An 18,373-nucleotide genomic window follows, 5' to 3' on the forward strand; every position below is an offset into this window, starting at 1 on the left:
CCGGATCGGGGATGTGCGTCATGCCTTTCCGCCGAGGGCGGTGGCCGCCCACAGAGCGGCTTCAGTGCGCGAGTTGACGCTGAGCTTGGTCAGAATGTGCTCGACGTGGGCCTCCACCGTGCGCGGGGAGAGCACCAGCTTGGCGGCAATGGCACGGTTGCTGAGACCCTCCGCCAGCAGCGTCGCCACCTCCTTTTCGCGCGGCGTCAGCAGGTCGGCAGCGGCTACCGCATCCTCCTGATCCGGTGGGACGGTGGCGGCCGACCCCAACGCAAGTCGGATCCGCTGGCCGCGGTCCAGTCGCCGCCCGGTGTCGTGATGGCGGGCGAACAGGTCCTCCCCGAGCCGATCCCGAGTGGCGGATTTGACCTCCTGGTAGCGCGAGCCCAGCATGCCCGGAACCTCGGTATCGACAATGGCGAGCAGTTCCGCGACGACGCCCAACAGCTTCGCTGCCTTCTTGGGATCGCCGTTGTCCAGGGCGATTCCGGCCATCAGATAGAGGACGACCGCACTGCCGAAATTGTCGTGGTAGTCCCATCGCAGGGTGAGGCTCTGCTTGGCGTACTCCTCGGCGACATCGAGGTCCTGGCGCGTCCACGCGTCGAATCCCAGCATCCAAAGTGAGTAGGAGCGGCCCCACGTATCGCCCAGGCGCTCGCTTCGCTCGACGGCTTCCCGGCCGGCGGCTGTGGCTCCCTCATGATCGCCGGACATGCTCCTGATCAATCCGAGCAGGAACAAGGTCATCAGCAGACCCTCGGCATCCGCATGCTCCCGGTGCCCGATGTAGGCTGCTTCGAGAGCTGAGCGGCAGGCCTCGAAATCCCCGGCGATCATGGCTGTCAGGCCGGTCCACGTGGCGGCACGTGCGGCCATGCGCGGATCGCCGATCTCCCGGGCGATCGTGTCGGCCTCGTCGAGAAAGTCTCGGGCAGTGCGCGTTTCGCCGTGCAGTGCCTCGAACCACCCCGCTGCCCACAGCGCGTTGCCGCGCTCGGCGCAGGCGGTCGTGTCGGCTGCGAGGGCTCGCTCCAACCAGCGTCGACCTGCGCGGAGATGGCCGCTCATCCACGAGAAGCGGAGGTCCGCGGCGAGCTCCAGCGCGCCATGGGAGCCCGGGGCCGCCCGCACGAGATCATCGAAGGCCAGCTCGAGGTTGGTGATATCGGACTCCCACCGCCGGACGATTTCGGGTTGGCCCGGGCCGAAGAAGTTCTCGGCGGCTCGGGTCGCCCAGGTTCGGTAGTACTCCGTGTGGGCACGGCGGGCGCGGCCGCAGTCTTCGCTGTCCCGGGCTTGCTCTCGAGCGAACTCGCGCAGCGTTTCCAGGAACCGGTAACGCATACCACCCTGTGCCGTCTCGGTGAGGACGATCGACTTGCACACCAAGCCGTCGAGCGCGTCGAGAAGTTGGGTTCCTTCCAGTGGCGGGAGTCCGCACACCGCCTGGATCGCGGGGAGATCGGCGCTGCCGCTGAACACGGCCATTCTCTCCCAGAGCAGCTGTTCGGTCGGGGAGCACAGATCATAGCTCCACCGCACCAGCGCGTCCAGGGACCGATGGTGCGGTGCGGCGGTGGGATCGCCGGAGGTCAGCAGCGCGAATCGGTCGTCGATGTGGGCCAGCAGCTCCTGCACCGACAGCGACCGCAGCCGCACGGCGGCGAGTTCGATGGCCAGCGGCATTCCGTCCAGAGTGGCGCACAGCCTCGCGACCGCCGCCGTGGTGTGCTCGGTGATCTCGAATTGATCGTTGACGGCCCTCGCTCGGGCTTCCAGCATGGCCGCGGCCGGATACTCGCGTAGTTCGTCCGCGGTAACGTCGCGATGGCTCGGGGGGATCGCCAGCGGGCGGACGCCGATCACACGTTCGCCCCTGATTCCCAATGGCTCTCTGCTGGTTGTCAAAACCCGTAGCTCAGCGGACGCGGCGAGGAGCGCGGACAGCAGTCGCCGGCATCCGGGCAGGACATGCTCGCAATTGTCCAGTATCAACAGCATCGAGCGATCGGCTACGTGCCGGCAGAGCTGTTCTTCGGCATCCATGGTGGCCAGGGCGCTCAGCCCGAGCTGGGTAACCACGGCCTCGGCGACGGTGTCCGAACTGCGTTGCGCGCCGAGCTCGACGAACCAGGTGCCGTCCCGGAATGCCCGGTCGAGTGCGGCGGACAACGCCGCGGACAACGTGGTCTTGCCCACGCCACCGGGTCCGGTGAGTGTCACGAGGCGGGTAGCGGAAAACAATTCACGTGCGCTCGCCAGCTCGCGCTGGCGCCCGAACAATTCGGCCGGTGGTGGCGCCAGTGCTCGAGCCCGAGATACTTGGTTGCTCATCCCGGCCATTGTGCTCCAGCGCCAAACCGGTCGTCATGGATTTCTCCGGTCGAGCGAACCAGCGGGCCGCGGCAATGTCAGTTCCAGGCCACCGGCAGCGCGGTGAGCCCGCGGAACACCCAGCCGAACCATGCCTCGTCACGACGTGAATCCACGTGCAGCCCAGGGAGTTCCGCGTACAGTATGGGTGCCGCGATCTCCCCGATGCCGATGCGCGCGGCCCAGTGGCCGGCGCACAGGTGCACACCTCCGCCGAAGGCCAGGTGCGGATGCCGCGGGCGGGTGATGTCGAACTCGTCGGCACGCTCGAAAACCGTGGTGTCGCGATTGGCCGCGGCGACGAGAATGCCGACCATCGTGCGGGCAGGCAACCGTACGTCCTCGAGCACGGTCTCGCGTGTCGTCTCCCGTGGGTAGTAGCCGATCGGTGACAACCACCGGACCGTCTCGTCGAACACGGCGGGCCACAAGGCCGGATCGGCGAGCACGCGGTCGCGCTGGTCGGGATGGCGGTCCAGCGCCCACACCGTGCTCGTGATCGCGTGCTGCGGTTCGTTCATACCGCCGGAGATGACGAGGTTGACATTGGCGGCGATCTGCGTCATCGGCATACCCGCATGGGTGAACGCGGAGATGATGCTGCGGTCCGGGTGCATTCGGTAGTAGGGGACGAGCTCCGCGAGCCTGGCGTCGACCTCCGCGCGGGCATCGTCGCAGCGCCGCCAGGTTTCCGGATCGTCGAAGATATTGCCGATTCCCTCGACGAAGGTGTTCGACCAGCGGCGCATCACCTCGACCTCGACGTCCTGGAAGCCGAGTAGGTCGATGAGGTTCTGCGCGGCGACCGGCGCGGCATAGTCGCGATTGAGGTCGGCCCGGTCGGGACCCTGCTCGCGCATGAGGGCGAGATGAGTCCGGGCATTGCGTTCGAAGATGGGGGCCCAGTGTGTACGCATGCTTCCCGGCCGCAAGGTCGGATTGACGGGTTGCCGTTCGCGCGCATGGTCGGGATCGTCCTTGTTCACCATCGGCTGCGAGCCCACTGCCCTGGCCATCTGCGCAGTGGCTCCGGTGGTGACATTCGCGCTGAAGGTCTCCTGGTCCGCTTCGACGGCGCGGCAGGCCTGGTGGGAGGTCACCAGGTACTGGTTCAGCGCGGGGACCCAGGCCACGGGGGACTCGTCGAGCAGACGCCGGTAGGTGGGGTAGGGGTCGGTCAGCATCGCGGCGGGATCGACCCAGTCGGCGGTGGGGACCGCGGAAGTCGACTTCGTTGTCATGAAGAGCTCCTCGAGGAGCGGGCGGATTCTCGATGGGGTGCCTCGGAGGCCTGCGCGAAGGCCTTGAGACTGAACGCCGGATCGCTCAGCTGGCGGATATCCGGTGAGCGGCCGGCCGCGAGCAGGCGGCGCGCCGCGACGTGGTCGGCGGGGCGATTGAGTGATTCGACCGCGGCGAGACGGCCTTGCCGGTAGCAGCAGACCGAGAACCGGCCGGTGCTGGGATCGCCGATTACGACGTGTGCGTCGTCGGGCCGGCGCACCCCGGCGATCTGCAACTTCAGCTCACCCTGGTGGCTCCAGAACCACGGCAGCTCCGTGTAGCCATCGGTGTCGCCGAGTATCGCCGAGGCCACGTGGCGGGCTTGATCGGTGGCATTTTGGATCGACTCCACCCGCATTCGGACACCGGCGTAGACATTCGGATGGTTGGCGCAGTCTTCGATGGCGTAGATCGCGGAATCGGCGGTGCGCAGGTTCTCGTCGACGACGATCCCGTCAGACACGGGAAGCCCGGCGTCGGCCGCGAGTTCGTCCCGGGGCACGACTCCGATGCCGACCAGGACGATATCGGCGCGGTACCGCTCACAGGTGGTACCGACCGCGCCGACCACGTGATCGTCGGTGCCGATGAATCGCGCGACCGCCTCGCCGAGCCGGATATCGACGCCGGCCTCGCGGTGTGCGGCAGCGAGGTGGTTCGCCATTGTCGGGGACACCGCTCGTCGCATCGGGCGGTCCCCGGATTCGAGTACAGTGACCGCGAGCCTGTGCTCGCGGGCTGCCGCCGCGACCTCCAGGCCGATGAATCCGGCGCCGACGATCAGGATCGACCGGCCCCGGCTCAGTACGGAGTGCAGTATCTCGGCTTCGGCGAGCGTACGCAGCGCGTGAATACCAGCTAGGTCCGCTCCAGGGACGGTGATCGTGCGATTGGCTGCCCCTGTGGCGAGAACGACTGTGTCGTAAGGCAATTCACCGCCATCAGAGAGCCGCACGGTCCGCGACAGGCGGTCCAGTTCGGTCGCGGTGACACCGGTGCGCACATCGATCCGGCGGTCGGCGAAGTATTTCGGCGTCCGCAACGGCATCGCCGTTGGCCCCTCCGAGGGGGAGAGGAATTCCTTCGACAGCGGTGGGCGCTGGTAGGGGTGCCCAGGCTCGTCGCCGACAACCGTCAAAGGCCCGGCGTGGCCACGCGCTCGCAGCGCGTCGGCGACCTCGACTCCAGCGTGTCCGGCGCCGATGACGACCACACGCTGAACGGCAGGATCAGACCTGGGATTCCGGGACATCGACCTCCACCTCCTCGAGATCGGTGCCGATCAGCAGTTGGCACCCCAGACGGCTGCGCTGACCGTCACGCGGGCTGGCGGTGCACTGGAGCATCTCCTCCTCGTCCTCGCCGATGGGCGGCAGTCTGTCCACGTAGGGCTCGCACGAGGACATGGCAGGTCGCGCACATCGCCTGCCCGCCACACTCACCGACTATGCCGGTGACGCCGTTGTGTACGGCTGCGTGCATCACACTGACACCGGCCCGGGTCTCGACGATGTCGGTATCGCCTCCGACGTGGTGAAAGATGATCTTATGCAATGGAACCTCCTGGTCGGCCGACAAGCTCGGTCTGCGTGAATGCGCGTGCTCGCTACGAGACCGCGCCGATCTCGTCGTAGCGCCGGGTCTTCACGCGCTCCATCACGATGCGCAGCGATTCGGGCTCACGGCCGGTGATCAGCTTCACGTGGTGCGACAGCAAGGCCTGGTATCCCTCGGCCACCGCGACTTCGGCGGAAACCAGTTCATCGCTGGCCCACATATGCCCGTCGGGGCTGGGCGGCATGCTGGGGTCATAGGTGCGGGGAATGCCGACGGAGTCGAAGAACGCCAGCCGCTCGTCGGCCGTCACTCGCTCGTATTTGATCGGAACGCCGAAGACCTCCGAGCCGAGTCGCGCGATATTCTCGAAATTGAACAGCTCCGGACCGGTGATTTCATACACGGCTCCCGCATGCCGGCCGGGTTCCAACAGGCATGCGGCAGCGCAGGTGGCCACATCGCTTTTCGCCACCGGCGCCAGGTATCCATCTCCGGTGGCCTGGGCCATCACTCCGGCTTGCGCGGCGGGCGCGACCAGAATTTGGCTGACGATTTCGGAGTAGAGCGAACTGCGCAGAATGGTGTGCGCGATGCCGGAGTCGCGGAGGTCGATCTCGGTTTGACAGTGGTCCTTCGCCGACAGCGCCGGATTGGTGGGGTGCACGCCGCCCACCGAGGTGTACACAATGTGGCGGATGCCCGCCCGCCGTGCCGCGTTGATGGCATTGAGATGCTCGGGAACTCGCCGTCCGAGGTTGAGCCCACTGATCAAGAACAGGACGTCTCCGCCGCGGTAGGCGGCGTCCAGTGAATTAGGTTCCTGGTAGTCGCCGCGTCGCACGTGGATCCCTTCCGTCTCGCGCTGTGCGAGCTTGTCCGGGGTGCGGGTCACGAGCGTCAACTCGTGGCGCGGGTTCGCGTTCGCGAGCAGAGCGGTGACCCGCCGCCCCAGGTCGCCCGAGGCTCCGCTGATAACAATCCGACTCATTGAGTTTCTCCTGTCGATTTTTGGTCCGGGCTCGCGTAGTGAACGATCCGAGGCGGTGCGATGCAGTGGGCCGCAATCGCGTTCGCGATCACGTCCGATTGGGGTGTGGCGGGGAATGTCTCGGCGTGGTCCTCGAGTCGTTCCCAGCCGACCCGAAGCAGGTAGGTATCGGGGTGATCGACACCGCGGATCAGTTCGGCGGAAACGCATCCCGGCGACTGCAGCAGCAGGTGCCGGACTCCGGCGAAATCCGTTGTGAGCCATGGCCCGTCGCCGGGCCGGACACGGAGTTCGGTGTGCTCGTATATCATGAGGTCACGTCCGGGTCCGCTCGTTCGGGTGTTGCCGACCCACGATGCCGTGATCGAGATCACGCAGTGGGTGGAAGTCAGAATGCGGATTCGTCATGGGGCGTGTAAAGGTCAAGAAGTTCAGGTCGACGATGCGCTGACCGCATAAGAAGCGTGGTCGGTGCGTGAATTCCTTTATCCCGCCGCGTTAGCGCACTCGGCCTCGGCTGTCGTCATGAAATGGCAGATCATGCATGCGATGCATGGTCTGCCTGAAATTCCTGGCCTTTACGCGTCATTGATGCGATACGCATGCTTGCTACGACGGAATTCGCCGCGCCACGCAAATTCACCCCATCGCCTCTGATGACAAATCCAGGAGGACCACATGTCCCTCATTGCCGAGCGACACACCGACCTCGACCGCCCGCGATTCTTCATCGACGGGGCGTGGGCCGAGCCTCGGAGCAGCCGCGTGTACCACGCGGTCGAGGCGGCTACCGGGGAGGGGCTCGGTATCGCCGCGCTGGGTGGCGAGGACGACATCGACGCCGCGGTCCGGGCTGCTCGCACTGCTCTCGATCACGGGCCATGGGGTCGCACGTCGGCGGCCGAGCGTGCGGCGGCGATGCGGCGGTTCGCCGATGCGCTGGAGCGGCGCGCCGATCACACCTCCACCTTGGTGACGCGTGAGAACGGTATGCCCATTCAGTTCTCGCAGCAGGTGAACGGTGGCCTGCCGGGCGTGCTGCTGCGGATCTATGCGGAGGTGGTCGAGAAGCTTCCACTGGAGGAGGTGCGGCCGAGCCCGAAGGGGTCGACGATCCTGCGGCGGGAGCCGGTTGGTGTGGTGGGGGCGATTACGCCGTGGAATTTTCCGCAGGCGTTGGCGATGTTCAAGGTGGCGCCCGCGCTTGCCGCGGGGTGCACGGTGGTGTTGAAGCCGTCGCCGGAGACGGCGTTGGATGCGTATGTACTGGCGGAAGCGGGGCTCGAGGCCGGGCTGCCCGCGGGGGTGCTGAATATCGTTGCCGGTGACCGTGATTCGGGAGCGGCGCTCGTCTCGCATCCCCTGGTCGACAAGATCGCGTTTACGGGCTCCACCGCGGCCGGAAGGATCATCGGTGCCGAGTGCGGGCGGTTGCTCCGGCGCCACACCCTGGAACTGGGCGGGAATTCCGCGGCGATCTTCCTCGACGATGGGGACATCGACACCTTGCTCGCGGGTCTCGGTGGCGCTTCGTTCCTCAACAACAGCCAGACGTGCACGACGCAGTCGCGGATTCTCGTGGCCCGTTCGAGGTACGACGAGGTCATCGACGCGGTGGCCGGTTATGTGTCCGCCATGGATATCGGAAATCCGCTCGATCCGGCTGTGACCTTGGGGCCGATGGCGACCAGTGCACAGTTGGACCGGGTTCTGGGCTACATCGACATCGCGAAGAAATCGGATGCCCGGCTGGTCACGGGCGGTGGCCGTCCGACCGGTCTCGATCGGGGCTGGTTCGTCGAGCCGACCGTATTCGCCGATGTGGACAACAACGACCTACTCGCTCGTGAAGAGGTTTTCGGTCCGGTGATCGCGCTGCTGCCATTCGACACCGATGAGGAGGCGGTGCGGATCGCCAACGACAGCGATTACGGGCTCGCGGGTTCGGTGTGGAGCGCGGACGAGGATCGCGCGCTCGAAATCGCCGGGCGGGTGCGCACCGGCACGATCGGACTCAACTATTACGAGCTCGACCTGGGCGCGCCGTTCGGGGGCATGAAGTCCTCCGGCGTCGGCCGTGAGCTCGGGCCGGAGGGAATCGACGCGTACCTCGAATACAAGGCTGTATACGCATCGAAGAAATACCTGTCGGCCTGATCGGTGTGAATGCCGGAAAGGAAATGGAATATGAGTGATCCCGTTGCCGTGGTGCGTGCCTATTTCGACGCCGTCGCGGCCGGTGACCCGAGTGCCGTGGGAGCGCTTTTCGCGCCGGACGCGGAATTGCACAATGCGGCGGGCACGCTTCGGGGCGCGGAAGCGATTACGAGGATGTACGAGGGCGGTCTCCGGACCGGCGCCATGAAGCCCAGCCCCGGCCCCCTGGTGGTCGACGGCGAACAGGTCGCCGTCGAGATCGATCTGAACGCCGACGGGAAGCCTATGAAGCTCGGGGATTTCTTCACGGTTCGCGAGGGAAAAATTCATCGCCTCGCGATCTACAGCCTCAATCCGGTAAACCCGAAGTTCTTCGACGCTGCTGAAGATAATTCGTGAGGAGAATAATGAAGATTGCAGTCTTTGGACCTGCCCGCCGGGTCGGTGTCGTCCATGAAGGATCCATCGTCGATATCAACGGTGCGTACGCAAAGTATTTGGCCGAGACGTCCGATACCGCGCGGCCACAGGCCCGTGCCGCGGCGGAGGTCCCGGCTTCGCTGAACGACTTCATCGAGGAAAGCGACCGGGCTCTCGACGGCGCGAGAAACGCTCTGGAGTATCTCTCCTCCAAGGCGTACGACGATCGCGGGGTGTCGGGAGAGCGACTTCGCTACGAGACGGACGAAGTCATCCTGCACGCACCGGTGGAGGGCCGATCGCGGATCTTCGCCGCGCTGGCCAACTTCGCCGACCACATGGACAGCGCCGCACAGAATTCCAGCTCCGAGGATCAGGCCGAGACGCTTCAGCGGCTCACGTCGGGCGGTCCGAAGATCTTCCTGAAGGACTCGCGGGCGGTGTCCGCCGACGGGCAGCCCCTACGCTATCCGAGGCGAACCCAGCGACTGGACTACGAGGCCGAAGTAGCGGCCGTGATCGGCAAACGTGGCCGTGACATCCCCGGCGGTGAATTCCGTTCATACATCTGGGGTTACACCTTGCACAACGACTGGTCCGTGCGCGACAACGTCTCCTTCGGCCCGGACTTCCTGTATTCGAAGAACTTCGACACCTCGGCGACCGTCGGGCCCTGGATCGTCGTGGACGAGGACATCGACCCGCAGAACATCCCGCTCGAATGCCGTGTCAACGGCGAGGTCAGACAGAACGGCAACACCAGCTCGATGGTGCACAGCTTCGCCGCATTGGGCGAATACCTGTCCGCCGACACGACTTTGTGGCCCGGCGATCTGATCAGTAGTGGTACTCCGAAGGGCACGGCCGTCGATTCCAGCAAGCAACTGCCCGATGGAACGCTCCCGGACACGCTCTTCGTGAAGCCGGGTGACGTCGTGGAGATCTACTCCAGCCTCATCGGATCCATCCGCAACAAGATCGTCGCGCCCACCGAATGAAGGAAGTCATGGCCACAGGTCAATTCCCGGTCGGCGGGGTTCTCTACGATCGCCCGTTCAAGATCCGCCGACTCAATCATTTCGGCATCAGCGTGGATGACACCGGCCGCGCGCTCGCCTTCTATCGAGATGTGCTCGGATTCTCCGTCTCCGACAAGATCGATCTGAAGATCGTCGAGCCAGGGGAGTGGATGGACGGTGTTCCGGACACACACATCTATTTCCTCCGCCACAACAGCGACCATCACACGTTCGTGTTGATGCCGCGTCCGTGGATCGACCAGACCTCCTCCTCGCCGCGTTCCGATATCACCATCAACCAGATCACCTGGCAGGTCGGCAGTCTGCGGGAGGTCGTCGAAGCTCGGGTGTGGCTCGAGTCGACCGGAACCAAGATCAGCCGGTACGGCCGCGATCCCGGATCCAACTGGCACACTTACTTTCCCGAGCCCACCGGGCACGTCAACGAACTCGAGTACGGCATCGAGCAGGTGGGCTGGGACGGGCTGAGCAAGCCGGAGGCGATGTGGCCCTGGGGGAACGGGCACCCGCCGCTGCCGACCAGTTCCGAGAGCACCGAGATGGCGGTGGCCGCGGTCAAGGGAATCGACTTGAACTCCGGTCACCGGTGGGTCGACGAATTGCCGAAAACTCATGATGTGGGCGGGGTGCTGCTGTCGCGGCCGTTCAAGGCTGTTCGGATCGGACCTGTAAGCATCTTCGTCGAGGACGTCGCTTCGAGCGAGCGCTACTACATCGAAACACTCGGCCTCGCGCCGAGCGAGGAGGTCACCGTCCTCGGCCATCGCGTCGTCTTCTTGCGGGCGAACACCGAACATCACAGCATCGGCCTGTTCCCGCTGGAACTCCGTGCGGCCCTGGGGCTCAGCGAAAACACTACGCTGCTCTCCTTCGGCGTGCAGATCGGCTCCTACGAGCAGTTGCGCGCGGCGCGGACCTACCTGCTCGAGCGTGGCGTCACCCTGCTGGACCTACCGCCCGAGATCCACCCCGGTATCGATTACGTCATTCACGCCGTCGACCCCGAGGGACATGTGATGCAGCTGTACTACTACATGGAGCAGATCGGCTGGGACGGCAAGCCCCGGCCGGCGGATCAGCGCCGCCGGGTTGAGCCCGGTGTCTGGCCCGAGACCCTGCCCGCGTTGCCCGATACCTATGCGGGCGAAACCTTCTGGGGGCCACTGGGATGACCGACAGTATTGTGAACGAAAGAACCGCGGTCGTCACCGGGGGAGCCCAGGGTTTGGGCGCAGCCATCGCATCGCACCTCGCCCGGGACCGGTTCGCGGTCGCGCTCCTGGACATGCAGGAGGATGCCCTACAGCGCGCGAAGAAGAGTATCGAGAGCCGGTTCCGTGACGCGCGCGTTTTCGCCGCCGCCGCCGATCTGTCCCGGCCGGAGGACGTCGAGCGAGTGTTCCAGGAGATCGACTCCGAGTTCGGCAGGATCGATGTGCTGGTGAATACGGCGGGAGGGAGCGGGACCGTCGCGGTGCGCGAGATCGAGGACTTGCCGCCGGATGTCTGGAACACCGTCATCGGCAATAATCTGACGAGCGCGTTCCTGTGCGCCAAGTACGCCGTTCCGATCATGCGGCGCAAGGGCTTCGGCCGTGTCGTCAACTTCTCCTCGGCCGTGGCGAATGGTCTCGCGGGTCCATCGGGGACGGTGGGTGCGCTCCTGCCGTACGCCGCCTCGAAGGCCGCCGTCAATGGCTTCACCAAGCAGCTCGCCAAAGACCTCGGCGGAAGCGGCATCACCGTGAACGCGATTTCCCCGGGGCTGATCCTGCCGGCGCAGGGCCGGGTCCGGGCGACGTTCGATGCGTTGCCCGCCGAGGCCCGAGCCGCTACCGAGGCGGCGATTCCGGTCGGGCGCACCGGCACGACGGACGAAATCGCCGCAGCTGTCGGGTATTTGGTTTCCGAGGATGCCGGGTTCACCTCAGGTGCCGTGCTGAGCGTCGACGGCGCCGCGTCCTGATTTCACCAGTTGCCGCCGCGAGGCGAGCGACGTCACGAGAATGGAATTGTAGAATGCTCCCGTACCCGTTGGTCCTGCTGCCCGCGCTCGGCGCGGATTCCCGGTTGTGGGAACCGGTCGTCGAGCGGCTCGGGGACATTGTCGAGTCGACCGTGGTGGCGCATGCCGGAGACTCCGTCGAGTCGATCGCCGACAATGTGCTCGCGCAGGCACCGGATCGGTTCTATCTGGCGGGACTGTCCATGGGCGGCTATGTCGCCCTCGACATCGCGCTGCGGCGGACCGGTCGGCTCGCGGGGCTGGCGCTGGTCAACACCTCGGCACGCGCGGCCTCGCCCGAACGGCGGGCCAGCGGGGAGGGCATGATCGAGTTGGCGGAGTCCGGCCGTTACGACATCGCGGTCGAACGATTGGCGGGCGCTGTGGCGCCGCCGGGGCGAGACGATGTGGTCGCGCTCGCCGCCGCCATGGCTGGTGATCTCGGGGCCGCCGCATTCCGCGACCAACAGCGCGCCGCGCTGGACCGGCTCGACCGTCGGCCAGAGCTGTCGTGGATCGATACTCCGACGCTGGTGGTCTGCGGTACGGCCGATGGCGTAACCCCGCTCGAGCACAGTGTCGAACTCGCGGAGGGGATTCCCGACGCGGAGTTGATCACCATCGAAGGCTGCGGGCATTTCTCGGCTGTCGAAGAGCCGGCGCGGATCGCGGAGATTCTCCGGACACGACTACTGCGGGTCGACGCACCCACCGCGCGGTAGCACCCGAAGGTATTTCGCCATCCACTTCGCGAGGAATCACATCACAGCACTTACATGTTCTCCAAAGTCTTGGTCGCCAACTGCGGCACGATCGCCATTCGCGCCGCGTACGAACTCGGCATCGGCACGGTCGCCGTCTTCCCGTACGAAGACCGCAACTCGGTGCATCGATTGATGGCTTTAGCCGTGTCGCACAGTGTCGCGCCAGTGAGTTTTCGGCAGCCGCAATCAGTCAGCGAGTCGGATTTCTCGGACATATCGGCGCGGCCGAAATCGTGGAACAAATATCGTCGTTCATATGGCGGCGGCCTTCACCGGGGCTTTCGTATGGTACGGCCGCGAGCTGGGCGCTGGGCACACACGGTGGCGAGCGCAATATCGATATAGCGTGCTGCCAGCTCCTGCGGTGCGAGCGGTCCAGCGGGCTGGTACCAGCGTGCGATGGACTGGCACATGCCCAGCAGTGCCCGTACCGTCTCTCTCCGTTGGATCGGCGGCGGTGAAGGTCCCCTCACGCACGCCCGTCCCGATGATTTCGGTCAGCAGGGTCCCGATCTGCTTGCGGTGAGCGGCGTACCGTTTGCGGTTCTCGGGCGAGAGACGCCGCAGTTCTGGGTCGAGGGCGGCCAGGCGAGTCCGGTGGGCCATGTGCAGCACTATCGTCTCGACAACGTTGACGAACTGCTGTCTCGGATCGGCACCGGCGTCCGCGGCCGCTTTCACCCGCCAGGCGAGCTCGGTCGCGCCGAGTTCGAGGATGGCGACGAATGCGCCCTCCTTGCTGTCGTAGTGGTAGTACAGCGAGGGCACGGTCTGGCCGACGCGTCGGGCGATGTCGCGCACTGTGGTGCCGTGAAATCCATGTTCGTAGAAGGCATCCAAGGCGGCCGCGAGCAGCGGGGCAGCTCGCCGTTGCCTGCGGTCAGTCCGGTGCGGGCGGCATTGAACTTCTGAGCTTCCATAGACGCAGTGTGAAGTGCATATCGACGTTGTCGGGTGGCAATCGCCAGGTTGCTCCGATGAGGGCATCGATACGGTCGGCTCTTTGCCGGACAGTATTCCTGTGTACATGCGGGCTGTGCGCAGTCGGGGTGAGTCGACCGCCGTTCTCAAGATAATGCCAGGCGGTGAGGCAGAGTTGGATGTTATTGTTCGGCGTCGTAGGCCTGCAACGGTTGAAGCTTTCGCGATATCAATTGCTCGACCCAGCTAGTGTCCCGCGCCAGGAATTCGTTGCAAATATGAGGCGAGTCGTTCGAGGATCTCGTCGGCGGTTTTGGTCCAGACGAACGGTTTGGGGTCCTCGTTCCAGATGACGATCCAGTCACGGATCGATTTCTCCAGTGCGGCAACACTTTTGTGAACACCGCGGCGGAGTTGCCGGTCGGTGAGCAGTCCGAACCAGCGTTCCACCTCGTTGAGCCAGGAGGAGTAGGTCGGAGTGAAGTGCATGTGGAAGCGGGGATGCGCCGCAAGCCATTTCATGATGATCGGCGCCTTGTGGGTGCCGTAGTTGTCACAGCTCAGGTGCACGTCCAGTTCGGCGGGCACTTGCTTGTCGAGCCTGGTCAAGAACTTCTTGAACTCGATGGCACGATGGCGGCGGTGGATCTGCCCGATCACTTCACCTGTGGCGGTGTTCAACGCGGCGAACAGGGTCGTGATCCCATGGCGGACGTAGTCGTGGGTGCGCCGCTCGGGCATGCCCGGCATCATCGGCAGCACCGGCGCCGAGCGGTCCAGGGCCTGGATCTGCGCCTTCTCGTCCACGCACAACACGATCGCGTTCTCCGGCGGATCCAGATACAACCCGACCACATCACGCACCTTGTCCACGAACAGCGGATCAGTGGAGATCTTGAACTCCTCGGCCCGGTGCGGCTGCAACCGGAACGCCTTCCAGATCCGGCCGATCGACGACTTCGACAGACCGGTCTCGGCGGCCATCGACGACCTCGACCAGTGCGTGGCGTTCCTCGGCGACCGTTCCAACGTGGCCACGATCACCTGTTCGACCTGCTCGTCGGCGATCGTGCGCGGACCACCCGGCCGCAGCTCATCACTCAACCCGTCCAGCCGCCGCTCCAGGAAGCGTCGGCGCCACTTACCGTCAGTCGGCAACGAAACACGCTCCCGCGCAGCGACATCAGTATTCGACAAACCCTCCGCACACGCCAGCACGATCCGCGACCGCTGCGCCAACGCCTGCACTGTCTTGCGCCGCTGCGCCCACCCCACGAGGACTTTCCGTTCCTCATCGGTCAATACCAACGGCTGCATCCGAGGTCCACGCTGTGCCACAACCACCAGCATCCCCACACAGACGCGCATCACCCCTCCGACACGCCGACGTTCCACCGAAAATCTGACAATGAATTTGAGGGGCCCGGCGGATTCCGGACAGTACCCTGAAGGGCTATTTCATGCTGCTGCCTGCCGATTCAGATAATCGGCATGAACCTGTATCGGGGTCTTGTAGTTGATCCCCGAGTGGATTCGTTTCCGATTGTAGAATGTCTCGATGTATTCTACAACTGCGCGCCGTGCCTGGCCGCGGGTGAGGAACGTCACGCGGTGTAGCCACTCATTCTTCAGGGCACCGAAGAACGATTCGGCCATGCAGTTATCCCAGCACACGCCAGTGCGGCCGACGGATTGACGCATGTCCATGCTCCTCAGCTTCTTGCCGAAATCGTAGCTGGTGTAGTTCGAACCACGGTCGCTGTGGAATATCGCACTCGGTGCGATATCGATTCGGGTGGCTGCCATGTCGAGCGCGTCCTCGATCAGCGAGGTTCGGTAATGGTCGGCCATGGACCAGCCTGCCACCATTTTCGTGTAACAATCGATCACGGTCGCCAAATAGATCCAGCCTTCCTGTGTTCGAATATAGGTGACATCGGAGACGAATTTCTCGCCCGGCGCTTCGGCGGTGAAGTCGCGGCGTACGAGGTCGGGGATTCGGTGGTTGATGTCGGCCTCGGTGGTCGCCGGCCGCCACGGTTTCGGCTGGCAGGGCACCAGATCAAGCTCACGCATCAGCCGGCGGACGGTATCGTCGTCCACGGCGTAGCCCGAGGCCACCAGCACCGCATGGATGCGCCGATACCCGTAGGTGCCGTGACTGTCGTCGAAGATTGCCCGGATCATCAGTTTCAGATCTTCACGCCATTTCTCGGTCTCCGACACCGGACGGGAACACCATTCGTAGTACCCCGATCTCGACACATTCAGATTCGTGCACATGAAGGCAACCGGATACGCCTTCTCCGCGTCCATCTCTGCGATGAATGTATATCTCACTGCTGGCGGCTCGCGAAGAAGGCGGCCGCTTTTTCCAAAAACTCAGCCTTCATGCGCAGCTCGCGATTCTCCCGCTCCAACTCCCGCAACCGAGCCCGCTCCGAAACCGTCAACGGTTCCTCCGCGCCCGGATTCCTTTCCCGATACCGAGACACCCAATTGCCCAACGTCGCCTCATGAATTCCGAGATCCCGCGCGATCGACGCGATCGGACGTCCCGGATTCTCCAGCACCATCTTCACTGCCTCGTCCTTATATTCGGGCGAGTACTTTCTCCTCTGATGACCCACGACCCGTTTCCCTCTCACTTCGAGTAACCAACCCTACGAGGGGTCACTGTCCGGAGGGAACCGGGCACCTCAATTCCCGGCGCGAGACACTAGTGTCATGCGCCAGAAATTCTGCCCTTAAGTCATCGCGTTGATTGTGTGGATGTGGTGGGGTTGATTTTCGCTAGGTAGTCGGCGAGAGATTTGAGGATCTCGTCGGCTGTTTTCGTCCAGGTGAACGGGCGTGGGTTGTCGTTCCAGGTGTCGATCCAGCCTTTGATGTCGTCTTCGAGGGCTTTGACCGAGGTGTGGACGCCGCGGCGGATCAGTTTCTCGGTGAGTAGGCCGAACCAGCGTTCGACCTGGTTGAGCCAGCTGGATCCGGTTGGGGTGAAGTGGATGTGGAAGCGAGGGTGGCGAGCCAGCCACGTTTTGACCTCGGCGGTGTTGTGGGTTGCGTAGTTGTCGCAGACCAGGTGCACGTCGAGTTCGGCTGGAACGGCCTTGTCGATGGTGATCAGGAATTTCTTGAACTCTCGCGCGCGGTGGCGGCGGTGCAGTTCGCCGATGACGCTACCGTCGGTGATGTTGAACGCGGCGAACAGGCTGGTGATGCCGTGGCGCAGGTAGTCGTGGGTGCGGCGCTCGGGCGTGCCCGGCATCATCGGCAGCACCGGCTGGGAGCGGTCCAGGGCCTGGATCTGACTCTTCTCGTCGACGCAGAGCACAACAGCCTTCTCGGGCGGATTGTGGTACAGCCCAACGACATCGACTACTTTCTCCACGAACAGCGGGTCGGTGGACAGCTTGAACGAGTCCTGCAGATGCGGCTTGAGATCGAAGCGTTTCCAGATCCGGCCGATCGTCGACTTCGACAGCCCGCTGCGTTCGGCCATCGACGCCCGTGACCAATGGGTGTCGGTGCCCGGGGTCGACTCCAAAGTCGTGATGACCACGTCTTCGACCTGGTCGAGCAGGATCGACGGCGGCCGGCCTGGCCGTGGCTCGTCGGACAACCCGTCCAAGCGGTCGGTGATGAAACGAGCCCGCCAGCGGACCACGGTCTTTTCGTCCACACCGAGGTCGGCCGCGACCTGCCTGTTCGTCGCCCCCTCGGCGCAAGCCAGCACGATCTTCGCCCGCATCGCCAGATACTGGGCCGTCTTGGCCCGGCGCGCCCACGAAATCAGTTGCACGCGTTCGGCATCGGTCAACACCAAATCCGCCTTCGGTCGCCCCTCGCGACCCCGGTCCACCAGCCCATCCAGCCTCTTTTCGGCGAACTTGCGCCGCCATCTCGCCACCGTCACCACCGCGACACCGATCTGCCGGGCCGCACCAGCATTCGACATGCCATCAGCACACGCCAGCACGATCCGGGCCCGCTCAGCCTCACGCCGATCCGGCGACTCCAACTTGTGCACCAACTCGGCACGCTCGTTGACGGACAAGGTGATCTCAACAGCAGAAGGTCCACGATGCGGCACGAAAAACAGGCAACTAACTTAAAGACCGAATTTCAGGCGCGACACACTAGTGCCGCTTCAAGCAACGTAGGGCAGGTAATCGGGTAGCCGGATCTTGGAGTTGACGGCGAACTCGCGTTTGGGTTCTGCGTGCTGGTTGCGCCAGCGGATGTAGGCGCCGATGGCGTCGTCCTGCTCGCCGTGGCTGCGATGGTCGGTGCCGTTGAGCGCGAAGTAGCGCAGCGCGGCGAACTCGGACTCGGCGGGTAGCGAGGGCGTGTTACCACGCCCTCGCCCCCTAAGCCTCGATCCGTGGATGGGGTGCTGGTCACAGTCGGTGTGTGAGATAAGGAAAATGCCTTTCGACCTGGGATGATCGTGGTTGTCGAGGCCAGGATCGTGCAGGAATCGAGAGGCATTTTCAGTGAGATCATCGCACATGTTCGCCGTGGGGTCGGCTGTCTTCGACGAGAGGAATCTCGTGGTGCGACACCGGTCGCACACCTCTGAGCGAGCTACGAGTATTGGAGGACCGGTGGTGCCGGTGACGTAGCTCCGGGTGAGTGCTCGAAATGCCCGTCTCCCGCCCTGGCGTGCGTCGCAGGCTCCTGGCTTGTGGGGTGCGAAGCCCGGGGAGCGTGCCCAAGGAACTCCCGTTCCATCCGGGGGATCACAGGCCAGGGAGAAGGCCGGGCGGGTGAATGCGAATGAACCCTTGATGACGCCTCGTTATGCTCAGCCTCGGGAGATGGGAAGCGGACCGGGTGATAGGACCTTGCCCCTGGT

The 18,373-nt window shown here is 64.5% G+C and carries 19 protein-coding genes and 2 pseudogenes; 7 read left to right on the plus strand and 14 right to left on the minus strand.

Features of this window, described 5'->3' with window-relative positions:
* Positions 1 to 18: 18 nt before the first annotated feature.
* From OHB12_RS04355 to OHB12_RS04380, 7 genes are all read right to left on the minus strand, one after another.
* A complete protein-coding gene (locus OHB12_RS04355) occupies positions 19 to 2,337 on the minus strand; it encodes an ATP-binding protein (RefSeq protein WP_327116368.1) in 2,319 nt (772 codons plus the stop codon).
* Between the two features lie 77 nt (positions 2,338 to 2,414).
* On the minus strand, positions 2,415 to 3,617 hold the full coding sequence (locus OHB12_RS04360; protein ID WP_327116370.1) for a cytochrome P450: 1,203 nt from the start codon (positions 3,615 to 3,617) through the stop codon (positions 2,415 to 2,417).
* The gene (locus OHB12_RS04365; RefSeq protein ID WP_327116372.1) at positions 3,614 to 4,912 is read right to left on the minus strand and encodes an NAD(P)/FAD-dependent oxidoreductase; all 1,299 of its coding nucleotides are present in this window, start codon (positions 4,910 to 4,912) and stop codon (positions 3,614 to 3,616) included. The genes OHB12_RS04360 and OHB12_RS04365 overlap by 4 nt, the downstream gene beginning before the upstream one ends.
* Positions 4,890 to 5,045 carry a hypothetical protein gene (locus tag OHB12_RS36085; protein WP_442800172.1) on the minus strand — a complete coding sequence of 52 codons (156 nt, stop codon included), beginning with the start codon at positions 5,043 to 5,045 and terminating at the stop codon, positions 4,890 to 4,892. The genes OHB12_RS04365 and OHB12_RS36085 overlap by 23 nt, the downstream gene beginning before the upstream one ends.
* Complete coding sequence (locus OHB12_RS36090) at positions 4,978 to 5,142, minus strand: hypothetical protein (protein ID WP_442800067.1); 165 nt, start codon at positions 5,140 to 5,142, stop codon at positions 4,978 to 4,980. The genes OHB12_RS36085 and OHB12_RS36090 overlap by 68 nt, the downstream gene beginning before the upstream one ends.
* Before the next feature lie 124 nt (positions 5,143 to 5,266).
* Positions 5,267 to 6,205, minus strand: a complete 939-nt coding sequence (locus OHB12_RS04375) for an SDR family oxidoreductase (protein ID WP_327116374.1) — start codon at positions 6,203 to 6,205, stop codon at positions 5,267 to 5,269.
* Entirely contained in the window at positions 6,202 to 6,516 is a 315-nt protein-coding gene (locus tag OHB12_RS04380) for an antibiotic biosynthesis monooxygenase family protein (RefSeq protein WP_327116376.1), read from the minus strand. Before OHB12_RS04380 ends, OHB12_RS04375 begins: the two co-directional genes overlap by 4 nt.
* Positions 6,517 to 6,883: 367 nt before the next feature.
* Here OHB12_RS04380 and OHB12_RS04385 point away from each other — a divergent pair, with 367 nt between their 5' ends.
* The 7 genes and pseudogenes from OHB12_RS04385 to OHB12_RS36095 form a co-directional block, all read left to right on the plus strand.
* Positions 6,884 to 8,362 (plus strand): aldehyde dehydrogenase, encoded by a 1,479-nt coding sequence (locus OHB12_RS04385; protein WP_327116378.1) that lies wholly within the window; start codon positions 6,884 to 6,886, stop codon positions 8,360 to 8,362.
* Between the two features lie 9 nt (positions 8,363 to 8,371).
* On the plus strand, positions 8,372 to 8,761 hold the full coding sequence (locus tag OHB12_RS04390; protein WP_327116380.1) for a nuclear transport factor 2 family protein: 390 nt from the start codon (positions 8,372 to 8,374) through the stop codon (positions 8,759 to 8,761).
* 8 nt (positions 8,762 to 8,769) lie between these two features.
* Positions 8,770 to 9,780: a fumarylacetoacetate hydrolase family protein gene (locus OHB12_RS04395; RefSeq protein ID WP_327116382.1), complete on the plus strand. Its 1,011-nt coding sequence runs from the start codon at positions 8,770 to 8,772 to the stop codon at positions 9,778 to 9,780.
* Positions 9,781 to 9,788: 8 nt separating this feature from the next.
* Positions 9,789 to 10,994, plus strand: a complete 1,206-nt coding sequence (locus tag OHB12_RS04400) for a VOC family protein (RefSeq protein ID WP_327116384.1) — start codon at positions 9,789 to 9,791, stop codon at positions 10,992 to 10,994.
* A complete protein-coding gene (locus tag OHB12_RS04405; RefSeq protein WP_327116386.1) occupies positions 10,991 to 11,788 on the plus strand; it encodes an SDR family NAD(P)-dependent oxidoreductase in 798 nt (265 codons plus the stop codon). Before OHB12_RS04400 ends, OHB12_RS04405 begins: the two co-directional genes overlap by 4 nt.
* Positions 11,789 to 11,841: 53 nt before the next feature.
* Complete coding sequence (locus tag OHB12_RS04410) at positions 11,842 to 12,549, plus strand: alpha/beta fold hydrolase (protein WP_327116388.1); 708 nt, start codon at positions 11,842 to 11,844, stop codon at positions 12,547 to 12,549.
* Between the two features lie 54 nt (positions 12,550 to 12,603).
* Positions 12,604 to 12,729: pseudogene (locus OHB12_RS36095) on the plus strand (biotin carboxylase N-terminal domain-containing protein); the annotation flags it as partial.
* Positions 12,730 to 12,860: 131 nt separating this feature from the next.
* On the opposite strand, the gene OHB12_RS36100 reads toward OHB12_RS36095, so the two are convergent.
* The 7 genes and pseudogenes from OHB12_RS36100 to OHB12_RS04440 form a co-directional block, all read right to left on the minus strand.
* A complete protein-coding gene (locus OHB12_RS36100; RefSeq protein WP_442800068.1) occupies positions 12,861 to 13,004 on the minus strand; it encodes a hypothetical protein in 144 nt (47 codons plus the stop codon).
* 13 nt (positions 13,005 to 13,017) lie between these two features.
* Positions 13,018 to 13,578 (minus strand): annotated as a pseudogene (locus OHB12_RS04420) (TetR/AcrR family transcriptional regulator); the annotation flags it as partial.
* Positions 13,472 to 13,693, minus strand: coding sequence for a helix-turn-helix domain-containing protein (locus OHB12_RS36105; RefSeq protein ID WP_442800069.1), 222 nt, complete (start codon positions 13,691 to 13,693; stop codon positions 13,472 to 13,474). The pseudogene OHB12_RS04420 and the gene OHB12_RS36105, both read right to left, overlap by 107 nt.
* Positions 13,694 to 13,758: 65 nt before the next feature.
* Positions 13,759 to 14,862: an IS630 family transposase gene (locus OHB12_RS04425; RefSeq protein ID WP_327120887.1), complete on the minus strand. Its 1,104-nt coding sequence runs from the start codon at positions 14,860 to 14,862 to the stop codon at positions 13,759 to 13,761.
* A 108-nt stretch (positions 14,863 to 14,970) separates the two neighbouring features.
* Positions 14,971 to 16,142 (minus strand): IS3 family transposase gene (locus OHB12_RS04430; RefSeq protein WP_327114026.1). Its coding sequence is split into 2 segments (ribosomal slippage): positions 14,971 to 15,887 and positions 15,887 to 16,142, totalling 1,173 coding nucleotides; the frame shifts between segments, so codons are not numbered across the junction.
* Positions 16,143 to 16,264: 122 nt separating this feature from the next.
* Positions 16,265 to 17,572 carry an IS630 family transposase gene (locus tag OHB12_RS04435; RefSeq protein WP_327116392.1) on the minus strand — a complete coding sequence of 436 codons (1,308 nt, stop codon included), beginning with the start codon at positions 17,570 to 17,572 and terminating at the stop codon, positions 16,265 to 16,267.
* 93 nt (positions 17,573 to 17,665) lie between these two features.
* Positions 17,666 to 18,028, minus strand: coding sequence for a hypothetical protein (locus OHB12_RS04440; protein WP_327116394.1), 363 nt, complete (start codon positions 18,026 to 18,028; stop codon positions 17,666 to 17,668).
* Positions 18,029 to 18,373: the final 345 nt, after the last annotated feature.

Source organism: Nocardia sp. NBC_01730 (genome assembly GCF_035920445.1).
Taxonomy (GTDB): Bacteria; Actinomycetota; Actinomycetes; order Mycobacteriales; family Mycobacteriaceae; genus Nocardia.